This is a genomic window from Streptomyces cynarae (assembly GCF_025642135.1).
Lineage (GTDB): Bacteria > Actinomycetota > Actinomycetes > Streptomycetales > Streptomycetaceae > Streptomyces > Streptomyces cynarae.
This window is the reverse complement of record NZ_CP106793.1, coordinates 4,726,396-4,740,756: the sequence shown is the minus strand read 5'-3', so window position 1 is coordinate 4,740,756 and position 14,361 is coordinate 4,726,396. Positions and strand designations below refer to the sequence as shown.

At 69.9% G+C, this 14,361-nt stretch carries 11 protein-coding genes; 5 read left to right on the top strand and 6 right to left on the bottom strand.

Annotated elements, in window-relative coordinates; all coding sequences use genetic code 11:
• Nucleotides 1-22: 22 nt before the first annotated feature.
• The 6 genes from N8I84_RS21735 to N8I84_RS21710 all read right to left on the bottom strand — a co-directional run bounded on the left by N8I84_RS21735 (nucleotide 23) and on the right by N8I84_RS21710 (nucleotide 6,427).
• Nucleotides 23-481 carry a heat shock protein transcriptional repressor HspR gene (locus N8I84_RS21735; protein ID WP_263231051.1) on the bottom strand — a complete coding sequence of 153 codons (459 nt, stop codon included), beginning with the start codon at nucleotides 479-481 and terminating at the stop codon, nucleotides 23-25.
• A 4-nt stretch (nucleotides 482-485) separates the two neighbouring features.
• Entirely contained in the window at nucleotides 486-1,652 is a 1,167-nt protein-coding gene (dnaJ, locus tag N8I84_RS21730) for a molecular chaperone DnaJ (RefSeq protein ID WP_263231050.1), read from the bottom strand.
• A 39-nt stretch (nucleotides 1,653-1,691) separates the two neighbouring features.
• Nucleotides 1,692-2,351 (bottom strand): nucleotide exchange factor GrpE, encoded by a 660-nt coding sequence (gene grpE / locus N8I84_RS21725; protein ID WP_263231048.1) that lies wholly within the window; start codon nucleotides 2,349-2,351, stop codon nucleotides 1,692-1,694.
• Complete coding sequence (gene dnaK, locus N8I84_RS21720; RefSeq protein WP_200422230.1) at nucleotides 2,348-4,195, bottom strand: molecular chaperone DnaK; 1,848 nt, start codon at nucleotides 4,193-4,195, stop codon at nucleotides 2,348-2,350. Before dnaK ends, grpE begins: the two co-directional genes overlap by 4 nt.
• Before the next feature lie 178 nt (nucleotides 4,196-4,373).
• Entirely contained in the window at nucleotides 4,374-4,949 is a 576-nt protein-coding gene (locus N8I84_RS21715; protein WP_263231047.1) for an arsenate reductase/protein-tyrosine-phosphatase family protein, read from the bottom strand.
• Nucleotides 4,946-6,427: a polysaccharide biosynthesis tyrosine autokinase gene (locus N8I84_RS21710; RefSeq protein ID WP_263231046.1), complete on the bottom strand. Its 1,482-nt coding sequence runs from the start codon at nucleotides 6,425-6,427 to the stop codon at nucleotides 4,946-4,948. Before N8I84_RS21710 ends, N8I84_RS21715 begins: the two co-directional genes overlap by 4 nt.
• Nucleotides 6,428-6,820: 393 nt before the next feature.
• Here N8I84_RS21710 and N8I84_RS21705 point away from each other — a divergent pair, with 393 nt between their 5' ends.
• From N8I84_RS21705 to N8I84_RS21685, 5 genes are all read left to right on the top strand, one after another.
• Nucleotides 6,821-7,480, top strand: coding sequence for an LPXTG cell wall anchor domain-containing protein (locus N8I84_RS21705; protein ID WP_263231045.1), 660 nt, complete (start codon nucleotides 6,821-6,823; stop codon nucleotides 7,478-7,480).
• A complete protein-coding gene (locus N8I84_RS21700; RefSeq protein WP_263231044.1) occupies nucleotides 7,477-9,318 on the top strand; it encodes a DUF4012 domain-containing protein in 1,842 nt (613 codons plus the stop codon). Before N8I84_RS21705 ends, N8I84_RS21700 begins: the two co-directional genes overlap by 4 nt.
• Nucleotides 9,311-10,183, top strand: coding sequence for a glutaminyl-peptide cyclotransferase (locus N8I84_RS21695; protein ID WP_263231043.1), 873 nt, complete (start codon nucleotides 9,311-9,313; stop codon nucleotides 10,181-10,183). Before N8I84_RS21700 ends, N8I84_RS21695 begins: the two co-directional genes overlap by 8 nt.
• 175 nt (nucleotides 10,184-10,358) lie before the next feature.
• Nucleotides 10,359-12,647 (top strand): (Fe-S)-binding protein, encoded by a 2,289-nt coding sequence (locus tag N8I84_RS21690; RefSeq protein WP_263231042.1) that lies wholly within the window; start codon nucleotides 10,359-10,361, stop codon nucleotides 12,645-12,647.
• Nucleotides 12,648-12,884: 237 nt separating this feature from the next.
• Entirely contained in the window at nucleotides 12,885-14,357 is a 1,473-nt protein-coding gene (locus N8I84_RS21685) for a sugar transferase (protein ID WP_263231041.1), read from the top strand.
• Nucleotides 14,358-14,361 lie beyond the last annotated feature (4 nt).

Here is a 14,361-nt window from a genome sequence, read left to right as displayed (position 1 = left end):
GTCGGCGTCCGCCAGGGTCTGGCTAGGACAGGCCCTGGTCCTTGGCCTTCTTCGGTCGCCACACCACCAGCGCGCTGGTCTGCTGGACCTCCTGATACGGCACCAGATCCCTGCGGTAGGACGCGTGGACGGCCGCCTCACGCTGGCGCATCGCCGCGGCCGCGCCGTCGAGCGCGTCCTGAAGCTCCGCGATGCGGGACTGGAGCGCGGCGACCTGGTTCTCCAGTTCGATGATGCGCTTGATGCCGGCCAGGTTGATGCCCTCGTCCTGCGACAACTGCTGCACCTGGCGGAGCAGTTCGATGTCACGGGCCGAGTAGCGCCGGCCCCGCCCCGCGGTGCGGTCCGGGGACACGAGCCCCAGGCGGTCGTACTGGCGCAGCGTCTGCGGGTGCAGTCCGGAGAGCTGGGCCGCCACCGAGATGACGTAGACCGGGGTGTCCTCGGTCAGCTCGTACGGGTTGCGTCGACGGCCGTCCATCTCGTCATGCTCCCTTCGCGGCCTGGAACAGCTCCGCCCGCGGGTCCTCGTCCGCGGTTGCCTCGCGATACGCCTCCAGCGCGTCACGAGCCTTCCCCGACACGTCCTTCGGGACACTCACCTCCACGGTGACCAACAGGTCGCCGCGGGTGCCGTCCTTGCGGACCGCGCCCTTCCCACGGGCGCGCATCGTACGCCCGTTCGGCGTGCCGGGGGGCAGCTTCAGCGTCACCGGGGGCCCGCCGAGGGTGGGCACCCGGATGTCGGCGCCGAGCGCCGCCTCCGCGAACGTCACCGGGACGGTGACCGTCAGGTTGTCGCCCTTGCGGCCGAAGACGGGGTGCGGATTGACATGCACGACCACGTACAGGTCACCGGCCGGGCCGCCCCGCTCGCCGGGCGCGCCCTTGCCGCGCAGCCGGATGCGCTGCCCGTCGGACACTCCCGCCGGGATGCGCACCTGCATCGTCCGGGACGACTTGGCCCGGCCGCTGCCCTTGCAGACCTCGCACGGGTGCTCCGCGATCAGCCCGCGGCCCTTGCAGTCCGGGCACGGGTCGGTCAGCGAGAAGCCGCCGCCCGAGCCCCGCGCCACCTGCCCGGTGCCGACACACGTCGGGCACACGCGCGGCGTGCCGTTCTTGTCGCCGGTACCCGAACAGGCCTTGCACGGTGACTGCGAGGACATGCGCAGCGGCACGGTCGCCCCGTCCACCGCCTCCATGAAGCTCAGCGTGACCTCGGACTCGATGTCCTGGCCGCGCCTGGGCTGCGTACGCGTGCCCGCGCCGCCGCCACGGTTGAACAGGCCCCCGAAGACGTCACCGAGACCACCGCCGAAGCTGCCCCCGGCGCCGCCCTGGCCGCCGAAGAGGTCGCCCAGGTCGAAGTTGAACGAGCCGCCCGCCCCGGGGCCGGGACGGAAGCCGCCGTTGCCGAACAGGGCGCGGGCCTCGTCGTACTCCTTGCGCTTCTTGGGGTCGCCGAGGACGTCGTTCGCCTCGGAGATCTCCTTGAAACGTTCCTCCGCCTTGGCGTTGCCCTTGTTGGCGTCCGGGTGGAACTCGCGGGCGAGCTTCCGGTACGCCTTCTTGATCTCGGCCTCGGTGGCGTCCTTGGGGACGCCGAGGACCTTGTAGTAGTCCTTCTCGATGAAGTCCTTGGTGCTCATCCCCGACGTCCCTCCTTCCCTTCGCGTTCGTGGTGTACGTCAGCCCTCGTCCGGGCCACCGTTCTCCTTGTCGTCGCCCGCCTCGCCGGTCTCCTCGGCCTTGACCGTCTGCGCTCCCGGCTGCGGCTCGGCGACGGCCACCCGCGCGGGGCGGATGGTGCGCTCGCCGAAGCGATACCCGGGCTGCAGAATCGCCACGCACGTCGTCTCGGTGACGTCCGGCGCGTAGCTGTGCATCAGGGCCTCGTGGATGGTCGGGTCGAAGGGCTCGCCCTCCTTGCCGAACTGCTGCAGACCCATCTTCGCCGCGACGGTCTCCAGCGACTCGGCGACGGACTTGAAACCGCCCACCAGTTCGCCGTGTTCCCGCGCGCGGCCGATGTCGTCGAGCACGGGCAGGAGCTCGCTCAGGAGGTTCGCGACGGCGATCTCCTTGACCGCGATCCGGTCGCGCTCGACGCGGCGGCGGTAGTTCTGGTACTCGGCCTGGAGGCGCTGGAGGTCCGCCGTGCGCTCGCCGAGCGCCTTGCGCACCTGGTCCAGCTGGGCCACCACACCGGCGTTGTTCTCGCTTGCGTCCCCCGCCGGGGCCGCCGCCTCCTCCGAAGAGGGGGAGGCGGCCTGCGGCTCGGCGTCATCAGGGGTGGCGCCGGAGGGGACGTCGGGCTTCTCCTCGAAGCCCGGGGTCTCCTCCGTCACGCGGCACCGTCCTTCCGCTCGTCGTCGACGATCTCGGCGTCCACCACGTCGTCGTCGGCCTTGGCCTCACCGGCACCGGCCGAGGCACCGCCGGCGGCGGCCTGCGCGGCCTGGGCGTCGGCGTACATGGCCTGGCCGAGCTTCTGCGAGACGGCCGCGACCTTCTCGGTGGCGGAGCGGATCTCGGCCGTGTCCTCGCCCTTGAGCTTCTCCTTCAGCTCGGCGACGGCGGCCTCGACCTCGGTCTTGATCTCGCCCGGGACCTTGTCCTCGTTGTCCTTGAGGAACTTCTCGGTCTGGTAGACGAGCTGCTCGCCCTGGTTACGGGCCTCGGCGGCCTCGCGGCGCTTGTGGTCCTCCTCCGCGTAGCGCTCGGCCTCCTCGCGCATGCGGTCGACCTCTTCCTTCGGGAGCGAGGAACCGCCGGTGACGGTCATCTTCTGCTCCTTGCCGGTGCCGAGGTCCTTCGCCGTCACGTGCATGATGCCGTTGGCGTCGATGTCGAAGGACACCTCGATCTGCGGGACGCCACGCGGCGCCGGCGGCAGACCGGTCAGCTCGAACATGCCGAGCTTCTTGTTGTACGCCGCGATCTCGCGCTCGCCCTGGTAGACCTGGATCTGCACGGACGGCTGGTTGTCCTCGGCCGTGGTGAAGATCTCGGACCGCTTGGTCGGGATCGTGGTGTTGCGCTCGATCAGCTTGGTCATGATGCCGCCCTTGGTCTCGATGCCGAGGGACAGCGGGGTGACGTCGAGGAGCAGGACGTCCTTGACCTCACCCTTGAGGACACCGGCCTGGAGCGAGGCGCCGATGGCGACGACCTCGTCCGGGTTCACACCCTTGTTGGCCTCCTTGCCGCCGGTCAGCTCCTTGACGAGCTCGGCGACGGCGGGCATACGGGTGGAGCCACCGACGAGGACGACGTGGTCGATCTCGTTGATGGAGATGCCGGCGTCCTTGATGACGTTGTGGAACGGCGTCTTGCACCGCTCCAGCAGGTCCGCGGTCAGCTGCTGGAACTGGGCGCGGGTCAGCTTCTCGTCGAGGTGCAGCGGGCCCTCGGCCGAGGCGGTGATGTAGGGCAGGTTGATCGAGGTCTCGGTGGACGAGGACAGCTCGATCTTCGCCTTCTCGGCAGCCTCACGCAGACGCTGCAGAGCCATCTTGTCCTTGGACAGGTCCACGCCGTGGCCGGACTGGAACTGCTTGACCAGGTAGTCGACGATGCGCTGGTCCCAGTCGTCACCACCGAGGTGGTTGTCACCGTTGGTGGCCTTCACCTCGACGACGCCGTCACCGATCTCCAGCAGGGACACGTCGAAGGTGCCGCCGCCGAGGTCGAAGACGAGGATCGTCTGGTCGTCCTTGTCGAGGCCGTAGGCCAGGGCGGCGGCGGTCGGCTCGTTGACGATACGGAGCACGTTCAGACCGGCGATCTCGCCGGCCTCCTTGGTGGCCTGCCGCTCGGAGTCGTTGAAGTACGCCGGGACGGTGATGACCGCGTCGGTCACCTTCTCGCCCAGGTACGCCTCGGCGTCCCGCTTCAGCTTCTGCAGGATGAACGCGGAGATCTGCTGCGGGTTGAAGTCCTTGCCGTCCAGCGAGATCTTCCAGTCGGTGCCCATGTGGCGCTTCACCGAGCGGATGGTCCGGTCCACGTTCGTGACCGCCTGGCGCTTGGCGACCTCGCCGACCAGCACCTCGCCGTTCTTGGCGAAGGCGACGACGGACGGCGTGGTCCTGGCACCCTCGGCGTTGGTGATGACGGTGGGCTCGCCGCCCTCCAGAACGCTGACGACGGAGTTAGTCGTGCCCAGGTCGATGCCGACCGCACGTGCCATGGTGAATCCTCCAGCTGACTTGAGTGGAACAGGCTCAAGGATGCACGAGGGTCGGCGCGGCGTCAACAGAGCTGAGTCCGAGGGACTCAACTTTTATCCGGCACCGTTCAGCAATCGGGGAATCACCGCAGGTGGCAGCGGGTGCAGAACACGCAGGGAAAAAGAGCAAGCTTCCCCCTCATACCGTTTTGTCCCCCACCGATGATGCACCCCCGTCGCTCATGACCCACAGCCGGGCCAGCCTGCTCACTGTCCCGTCGATCTCCCGGGCGCACTCGTACAGCTCATGCCGGGGCCTGCCCCAGGGGTCCGGGACGTCGTCCTCGTCCGGCGGCACCGGGGCGGCGGTCCCCCTGCGGGCGGCCGCGGCCGCCACCAGGGCCTGGAAACCGCCCACACCCCCGCCGCTCTCGTCCGCGAGCCGCATGAACTCCCTCAGCGTGAAACAGCGCCGCATCGCCCACGGAGCGAGCCGCACCGCCGCCTCCCGGTGCTCGCGCGCGAGCCCCAGGACCAGCGTGGCGCTCGCGACGAGCTGGTCCGTGAGCGGGCGGGAGACGAACCCCGAGCCGTCACCACCGAGCTCCTTCAGCACCGCACTGGTGGCGTCCTCCATGGGAGAGCGGTGCCACGCCTCCGTGCCGGCGCTCTCCGGCCGCAGGGAGGACCCGGGCGGAAGCCGCGCCGCCAGCAGCCGCTCGGCGAATACCGAGCGGTGCACGTTGCCCGTGCAGACGAAGAGGATGCGGGTCATCTCCCACCGGTCACAGGTGTCCCCGCGGATGCGGCCGCCTCCGTCCGGTGAGCCGAAGCACGGGGCGCGGGCAGTTCTCCGTAGCTCCCGTAGCCGTAGGTGCCGTAGCGGCCGTAGCGGCCTCCCTTTGGCACCGGGGCCATGCTGAAGACGGTGCCGAGGATGCGGACGCCCACGCGCTCCAGCGACTCCGCGGCGGTGCGGACCTGTTCCCGGCTCGTCTTCGCGGCGCGCACGACGAGCAGCGCGCCCTGGGTGAGCGAGGCGAGTCCGACTGTGTCGGCGACCGGCAGCAGGGGCGCGGTGTCGACGATCACGACCTCGTAGATGTCCGCCAGCTCTTGCAGCACCTCCTTCATACGCGTGGAGGCGAGCAGTTCTGTCGGATTCGGCGGTACCGCGCCGCCGGCGAGCACCGAGAGCCCGCCCACGACCTGCTGCATCACGTCCTCGATGCGGGCCTGCCCGATGAGCACCGTGGTCAGACCGGCGTCCTGGACGAGACCAAAGGTGGGCGCCACGCACGGGCGGCGCAGGTCGCCGTCCACCAGGCAGGTCGAGACACCGGCCTCCGCGAGCGACAGGGCGAGATTCACCGCCGTGTTGGTCTTGCCCTCCCCGGGTACCGAACTCGTCACCACGATGATCCGCGGCGGATCGTCGACCTGGGAGAACTGCAGGTTGGTGCGCAGCTTGCGAAAGGCCTCGGCTCGTTTGGAGTGCCCATCGCTGTTGGCGAGCGGCCGTTTGGGGGCGTTCTTGTCATACGGGATGGTGCCGAGGCCGGGCAGTGCGGTGAACTCGCCGAGCGTCTCGCTCGTCTTGAACGTGGTGTCGAGCGTCTCCCGCAGGGCCACGAGTCCGGCACCGAGCAGCAGCCCCGCGAGCGCGCCTGCGCCCAGGTTCAGCAGCGGGCGGGGCGAGACGGGGACGACAGGGGCGACGGCCTCCTGGGTGACACCCAGGGACACCGGCGAGACCGGAGCGTCGTCACCGCCCGTACGGCCCTTCTTGGACTGCTTCGTGCCGGCCGGATGCTTGGGTGTCTCCAACTGCTCGACGACGGAAATGAACCGTTCCGCAACGGCGTTGGCGATGCGCGCCGCACGCTGGGGTGCGGTGTCCCGGACGGTGATGTCGATGAGCACGGTGTTGAGGGGGGCTACAGCGGTGATCCGGGATGCCAACTCCTCCGGCGTGCTGCGCAGCTTCAGCTGTTTCACGACGGGCGCCGTCACCTGACGAGTGGTCACGATTTCGGCGTACGACTGCACGCGCGCCTGCGAGAAGCTCTGACCCTGGTTCAACTGCGCGGAGTCGTCCCCGGTGTGAGTGGCGACGAAGAGCTGGGTCCTGGCCTCGTAGACGGGGATGCTCAAGCCCGTCGCGGCGAGTGCCGCCCCGACCGCGAGAACCAGACAGACCACGACGGTCGGCCAGCGTCTGGCGAGAGCCTTCAGGAATCCGTGGAAATCCAAGCTGCACCCCTCTTAGAACCGAGAGAACCGCCCGAAACGGGGCAATTTGTTCCCTTTACACGCAGCGAAGATAGGGACTCGCGTGCTTGCACTGGGGGAGCCACCCCCATGTCCGACCATCGGACAACTGCCCGGGCGCCCACCGCTCGGCCATTCGATACGGCGGCGTGGGCCATCGGCGGGTCGTGGCTGCCCCATCCGGTGACTTCTGGGCGTCGCCACTACGACAGATGTCGGTATGTCCCATTTATTCCATGTATCTAGATGTTGGTACCCACATCCTGACAACGGCCGACGCTGCTGGCCTGGCCCTGACAGAAGTCGAGGAGAGTGAAGAAGATGACAGCACCGCGCAGATGGCGGGTTGCTCTGGCATCGGCAGCATCGGCTGCCATGCTCATCGGGGCACCGCTGGTGGGGGCGCAGGCCGCCTTCGGGCAACCGTACCCGCCGACCCCACCCCTGACCCTGCCCGCCGGCACCACGCTGACGGCCGGGGAGCCGGTGGACTTCAGCGTCCCTGCGGAGGTCTTCCCGCACGACGCGCCCATCACGGTACTGCTGGAATCGACGCCGGTCGTCCTCGGCCACTTCACGGCCGCAGGCGACGGATCGGTGTCGGGGACCGTGACCATCCCGAAGAACGCCGTCAACGGCTGGCACGTCCTCCGGGTCACCGCGGACAACGCCGAGGTCAGCGTCGGCGTCACCGTCTTCGTCCAGGGCGGGCTCACGCAACCCCCGCCTCCCAGCCCCAGCCCCACCCCGACCAAGAGCCCGCGACCGACCAAGAGCCCGACCCACCGGCCCACCCATCCCGGCAGTCCGGGACACCACAGTGGGCACGGCGGACATGACGACGGTCCGGGCGGTTCGCACGGACGCGTCGCAGTCGGCGACCGGGCGGACTACCAGCACCAGAACCACGACCATCACAGGAGTCTCGCGGCGACGGGCAGCGACGGGACCTTGGTACTCGGTGGCACCGCAGCGGCCCTGTTCATGGTGGGCGGTGGCACGATGCTGGCCGTACGCCGTCGCCGCAGTTCATGACGGACCAGGACATCCGTACGGCGGAACCACGGCGTCCCGGCCCTGCCCAGGGCGCCGCCCGCTTCCCCCCGACCGGCCGACGTCGCACACTCGGATTCGTCCTGCTGGCCGGTGCGGCGCTCCCCCTCGCGGGCGCCGTCTGGATCGGCGTCACCGGAGTGCTCGCCCGCTCGGAGCTGCTCGCGGCACAGAGGGACCTCGACGCGCTGCGCCAGTCCGTGGCGGCCGCACCCGTGGGCGGCCCGGAGCGGGAACGGCAGCGGGCGGTGCAGTCCGCTGCCGCCCACGCAGGCCGGGCGCACCGCCTCACCACCGGCCCTGCCTGGTACACCGCCGCCCATGTGCCGTTCCTCGGGGGCCCGCTCAGAATCGTGCGCGGCGCCGCGTATGCGGCGGACCGGCTGGCCGGGGACGTGCTGGCTCCGCTGACGCGAGTGCTGCCGGCGCCCGACGCCCGCGGTACCGGCATGTCCGAGGCGCTCATGTCCCTGCAGAAGCACGCGCCCGATGTCGCGCGGGCGGCAGACGTCGCGACCCAGGTCCAGGCGGACGTACACGGGCTGCCCCGCTCCACCTGGCTGCCGGCGGCCGACCGGGCCCGTGCCGTCCTCGCGCAGCAGATCGACCGCCTCGTCCCAGTGACGACCGACGCCTCCGTGGCGGCCCGCGTCCTGCCGTCCATGCTCGGGGCGCAGGGGGAACGGCGTTACTTCCTCGCGTTCCAGAACTTCGCCGAAGCACGCGGCACCGGAGGTCTGCCCGGAGCCTTCGCCGTGCTGCGGGCCGACCGGGGCCACCTCTCCTTCGAGCGGTTCGGCAACGACAGCGAGATGGGCACGGTGAAGGCGGACATCGACCTGGGAGCCGACTTCAACGCCCGCTACGCGGGCAGCGACCCCACCCATGTGTGGGTCAACTCCAACATGAGCCCGCACTTCCCCTACGCGGCCCGTATCTGGGCCGCGGCCTGGCGGGGGCACACCGGCGAGCAGGTGGACGGAGCGATGGCCGTCGACCCGGTCACCCTGAGCCGTTTCCTGAGGGTCACCGGTCCGGCGCGCATGGCAGACGGCACCGCACTCACCGCCGACAACGTCGTGGACCTCACGGAACGAGCCAGCTACGCGCTCTACAAGGACGTCAGCCGGCGCAAGGCGTTCTTCGTCGACGCGGCCCGCGCCGCCGCCGGGCCGCTGATCGCCGCCGCCGAAGACACGCGCCGGCTGCCGGCCTTGCTCGTCGCCGTCAACGACGCCCAGCGGGACGGCCGGATCAAAGTGTGGAGCGCACACCCAGAGGAACAGCGCCTCCTCGAGACGCGCCCCTACTCGGGCACGCTGCCGGACGCGCCCGGCCCCTTCGCGGGGCTCGTGGTGAACAATGCGGCAGGCTCCAAGCTGGACTACTACCTGGACCGGAGCCTGACCTGGGAGGCGGGTGGCTGCTCGGGCGGCCGACGCGCGGTCACGGTGACCGTGACCCTGACCAACCGGGCCCCGACCTCCGGCCTGCCCGCCTACGTCACACTGCGGCCGGACCGCCCGCCCTACCGGACCCGTCCGGGCGACAACCGGCTACTGGTGTCGTACTACGCCGGGACCGGAGCCGTGTTCACCGGCGCCACGCTCGACGGTCGTCCCGCGCAGCTCGCGCTGGGCGTCGAACGGGGCCACGCGGTGTTCACGCTGGACCTGGAACTGCCGGCCCGCTCCCACCGCACGCTGGTCCTACATCTGCTGGAGCCCCACGCCACCGGCACCCCCACCCTGCTCCAGCAACCACTGGTGACACCGCTGCTGGCCACCGTGAAGCCGGCCGGAGAGGCCTGCGGTGTCTGAGCCGCTGCGCTCGGCGGCAGCCGTCGCGCTCGCGGGTGCTTTGGTGCTCGCGTCTTCCGCGACCCGCGCCCCGGCACGGGGCGGCGCCCCCGACGACGCGGCCGGAAGTTGGGCCGTGCGCGGACGCCAGGCCTCCGCACACCGGACCGAGCGTCTGCGGGTGAAGGTGATCGAAACCGTCCTTCACGACCCGAAGGCATACACCGAGGGCCTGGAGATGGCCGACGCCACGCTCTACGAGGGCACCGGACTGTCCGGCCGGTCCTCCGTACGGGCCGGGCCGCCCGGCACACCGCCCACGGTGTACGCCGCGCTGCCCGCCACCCTCTTCGGTGAGGGGATCACCCTGGTCGGTCGTACCCTGTGGCAATTGACGTGGCGGAACCGGATCGCCGTCGAAAGGGACGCCGCGACGCTGAGGGAGCTGCGCCGCGTCCCCTACCCGGACGAAGGCTGGGGCATCTGCCTGGATCGCGGTCGGCGGCGGCTGGTGACGAGCGACGGCTCGGCGCGGCTGACCTTCCGTGACCCGCGCACGCTCGCGAAGACGGGCGAGGTCACCGTGACCGAGAACGGCCGGCCGGTGGCGGGACTGAACGAGCTGGAGTGCGTCGGCACCGCCGTCTACGCCAACGTCTTTCCCACCGACCGCCTGGTGCGCCTCGACGCCGCCACCGGCGCGGTGACAGCCGGCATCGACGCCTCGGGCCTCCTGCGAGCCGACGAACGCGTCCCAGGATCCGTCCTCAACGGCATCGCGGCCGTCCCCGGAACGGACCAGTTCCTCATCACGGGCAAGTTCTGGCCCAAGATGTTCCGTGTGACCTTCGCGCCGGCGCAGCCGGTGCGCCCCACCGCGCGCTGAACCGGAAGCGAGCCTTCCCACAGCGACGCAGATCACCGCTCACCCCACTACAGTGCGGCGGGAGAAGTGGGTAGTCTCAGACGGACTGCATAAGTTACCGCTTAGTAATCACCACCTTCGGAGTACACAGGAAGTACGACGAAGGAAACCCCTCGCAGGCCCGAGGAGCCCCCAAATGCAACTCGCCGCGATCATCGTGTCGCTGGTCCTGGCCGTGGTCGGCGTGGCGTTGTTCGCCCGAGCCATCGGCCAGATCTACCGCTTCGTGCGGCTCGGACAGAACGTGCCCGCCGGCACCCGTACCAATGACCCCACCCAGCGCACCGTCACCGTGGTCAAGGAGTTCCTCGGCCACACCCGCATGAACCGCTGGGGCATCGTCGGCGTCGCGCACTGGTTCGTGGCGGTGGGCTTCTTCACCCTGGTCCTGACCCTGATCAATGCCTTCGGGCAGCTGTTCGAGGCCGACTGGGCGCTGCCGGTCATCGGGCACTGGCTGCCGTACGAACTGTTCGTCGAGGTCGTCGGCACCATGACGACGCTCGGCATCCTCACCCTGATCGTCATCCGCCAGCTGTCGCTGCCCACCCGACCCGGACGCAAGTCCCGGTTCGCGGGCTCCAACTTCGGCCAGGCGTACTTCGTCGAGGCCGTGATCCTGATCATCGGCCTGGCGATCATGACCCTGCGCGGCCTGGAGGGCGCCCTGGCCGGCGTCCACCACTACGAGGCCGGGTACTTCGCCTCGTACCCGCTGGTCGCCGCCTTCCACGGGCTGAGCATCGGCACCCTGCAGAACCTGGTCTACCTCACCGCGATGATCAAGATCGCGACGTCCTTCATCTGGATGATCACGGTATCGCTCAAGACGGACATGGGTATCGCGTGGCACCGCTTCCTCGCCTTCCCGAACATCTGGTTCAAGCGGGAGAGTGACGGCGGTACGGCCCTGGGCGCTCTCCAGCCGATGACGAGCGGCGGCAAGCCGATCGACTTCACCGACCCCGGCGACGACGACGTCTTCGGCGTCTCCCAGGTCGAGCAGTTCTCCTGGAAGGGCCTGCTGGACTTCTCCACCTGCACCGAGTGCGGCCGCTGCCAGTCGCAGTGCCCCGCCTGGAACACGGGCAAGCCCCTCTCCCCGAAGCTCCTGATCATGTCCCTCCGGGACCACGCGCACGCCAAGGCGCCGTACCTGCTGGCCGGCGGCGGCAAGACGATGGAGGGCGAGGAGAAGGCGTCCGAGGAGCAGCTCGCCTCGGTGCCCGCGGCAGCGCTCGCCGAAGCGGAGCGCCCGCTGATCGGCACGGTCGAGGAGAACGGCGTCATCGACCCGGACGTGCTGTGGTCCTGCACGACCTGCGGCGCCTGCGTCGAGCAGTGCCCGGTGGACATCGAGCACGTCGACCACATCGTCGACATGCGCCGCTACCAGGTGATGATCGAGTCCGCGTTCCCGTCCGAGGCGGGCACGATGCTCAAGAACCTGGAGAAGAAGGGCAACCCCTGGGGTCTGGCCAAGAAGCAGCGCCTGGAGTGGACCAAGGAGGTCGACTTCGAGGTGCCGGTCGTCGGCCGGGACATCGAGGACCTCACCGAGGTCGAGTACCTGTACTGGGTCGGCTGCGCCGGCGCCCTGGAGGACCGCGCGAAGAAGACCACCAAGGCCTTCGCCGAGCTGCTGCACATCGCGGGCGTCAAGTTCGCGATCATGGGCGGCGACGAGAAGTGCACCGGTGACTCCGCCCGCCGCCTGGGCAACGAGCCCCTGTTCCAGGAGCTCGGCATGGAGAACGTGGCGGCCCTGAACATGGCGTTCGGCGAGTCCCTCGACGAGGACGGCAACGTGGACCCCGCGACCAAGAAGCCGAAGTCGGCGAAGAAGATCGTCGCGACCTGCCCGCACTGCCTGAACACGATCGGCAACGAGTACCCGCAGCTCGGCGGCGACTACGAGGTCATCCACCACACCCAGCTGCTCCAGCACCTCGTCGACGAGGGCAAGCTGGTCCCGGTCACCCCGGTCGAGGGCATCATCACCTACCACGACCCGTGCTACCTGGGCCGCCACAACAAGATCTACACGCCCCCGCGCGAGATCATCGGCAAGGTCCCGGGCCTCAGGAACGAGGAGATGCACCGCCACAAGGAGCGCGGCTTCTGCTGCGGCGCCGGTGGTGCCCGCATGTGGATGGAGGAGCGGATCGGCAAGCGCATCAACAACGAGCGCGTCGACGAGGCCCTCTCCCTCAACCCGGACATCGTCTCGACGGCGTGCCCGTTCTGCCTGGTCATGCTCACGGACTCGGTCAACGGCAAGAAGAACGACGGCACGGCCAAGGAGTCCATCCAGGTCGTGGACGTCGCCCAGCTGCTGCTCGACTCCGTCAAGACGCCGGTGGACGAGCCGCCGGCGGGCCAGGCGGACGCGGAGAGCGAGCCGGAGCCGGAGCCCGTGAAGTAACCGGGCTCGTACGCCGCCGAGGGGCCGGGGTCTCAGGATGGGACCCCGGCCCCTCGCATGTCCGGGGTCCTGTCCGGGCCCAGCTCAGGGCATATGCAACCGGCATGGGGTCTGCTCATCGGGTGAGCTTCCCTCGTCACCCAGCGTCGCACCGCACTCCTTCAATGACAGCCATACACACTCAATTAGTCCCTTTTCATCCCGCTTGGAGGGCGAATGTGGCTGTTCGGGGAGACCATGTCCCAGGTACCGGTTGCACGACATCCGGGGACCCAGGTCATCCGGGAGCAGCCACCGGCCGGGCGCCGCTCCCGCAAGCCCTTCTGGTACGCGCCGGCCGCCGCCCTCAGTGACGCGGCCGGCGCCGCCGTCCCGGTGTATCTGGCTTTCGCCCTGGTGGCCGGCGCGCACGCGGTGGTCTACACGACGGTGGCCACCGCGGCCTGGCTGCTCGTACGGACCTCACGCAACCGCTACGCCGAACACCGTCTCGGCGAGCACAGCGCCCTGCGACCCGCCCTGCAGGACTGGCTGGTCCTGGTCGGGCTGCTCGCGGTGGTACGGGCGGCGACGGGCGAGGAGTCCCCCTTCCTCCTCGCACTCGCCGCCCTGGCGCCGTGCGCCCCGACGAGCGCCGTCGCACACGCGCTGATCCACCGACACCTGGTCGCCCGTCGCCGCGACGGCCGGGTGGTGCGCCGGGCCCTGGTGATCGGGGACGCGCACGCCGTCGACGGTCTGGTCGGCCATCTCGCGCGGCGGACCGACCACGAGTTCGTCGTGGTCGGCGTGTGTCCGATCGGCAACGAGGACCCCCAGGCACTGGCCCCCGTCGCCGCCCGCCTCGACAGACAGGCGCCCCAGCGCATGTCGGCCGACTCCGCCCCGGTGCTGGCGGCAGCCCGGCGGCTGCACGCCGATGTGGTCCTGGTCGTACCGGGAGCGCACATGGCCGGAACCCGCCTGCGCCGGCTGTCCTGGGCGCTGCACGGCGAGGGGTGCCGACTGGTGGTCGTACCGGGCCTGACCGAGGTGGCCGGACGCCGCGTGGGCGTCTTCTCCGTGGCCGGACTGACCATGCTGAACGTGGCACCGCCGCTCAGGCGCGGGCTCGCCGTCCTCCTGAAGTCGGTCACCGACCGACTAGGTGCGGCCCTCCTGATCGTGCTGCTCGCCCCGCTGTTCGCGGTCGTCGCCCTGGCCGTGCGCCTCGACTCCCCGGGCCCGGTCGTGCACCGGCAGACGCGTATCGGCCGCGACGGAGTGCCCTTCACCATGGCCAAGTTCCGCACCATGGTCGCCGACGCGCATCGGTTGCGGCAGCAACTGGCCGGGACCAATGAACAGGACGGCCGGATGTTCAAGATCCGCCGCGACCCGCGCATCACCCGTGTCGGCAGGGTGCTGCGCCGCTACTCCCTGGACGAGCTGCCCCAGCTGTTCAACGTGGTGCTGGGGCACATGTCCCTGGTCGGCCCAAGACCGCCGCTGCCCGACGAGGTGGCCGCGTACAACGAAGTGGAGCTGCGCAGGCTGAGCGTCAAGCCGGGACTGACCGGCCTGTGGCAGGTCAGCGGGCGCTCCGATCTGTCGTGGGACGAGACGATCGCCCTGGATCTCCGGTATGTCGACAACTGGTCCCCCACGGTGGACGTCGGCGTCCTCTGCCGGACGCTGCGCGCCGTCGTAGCGGGCGACGGCGCCTACTGACCGT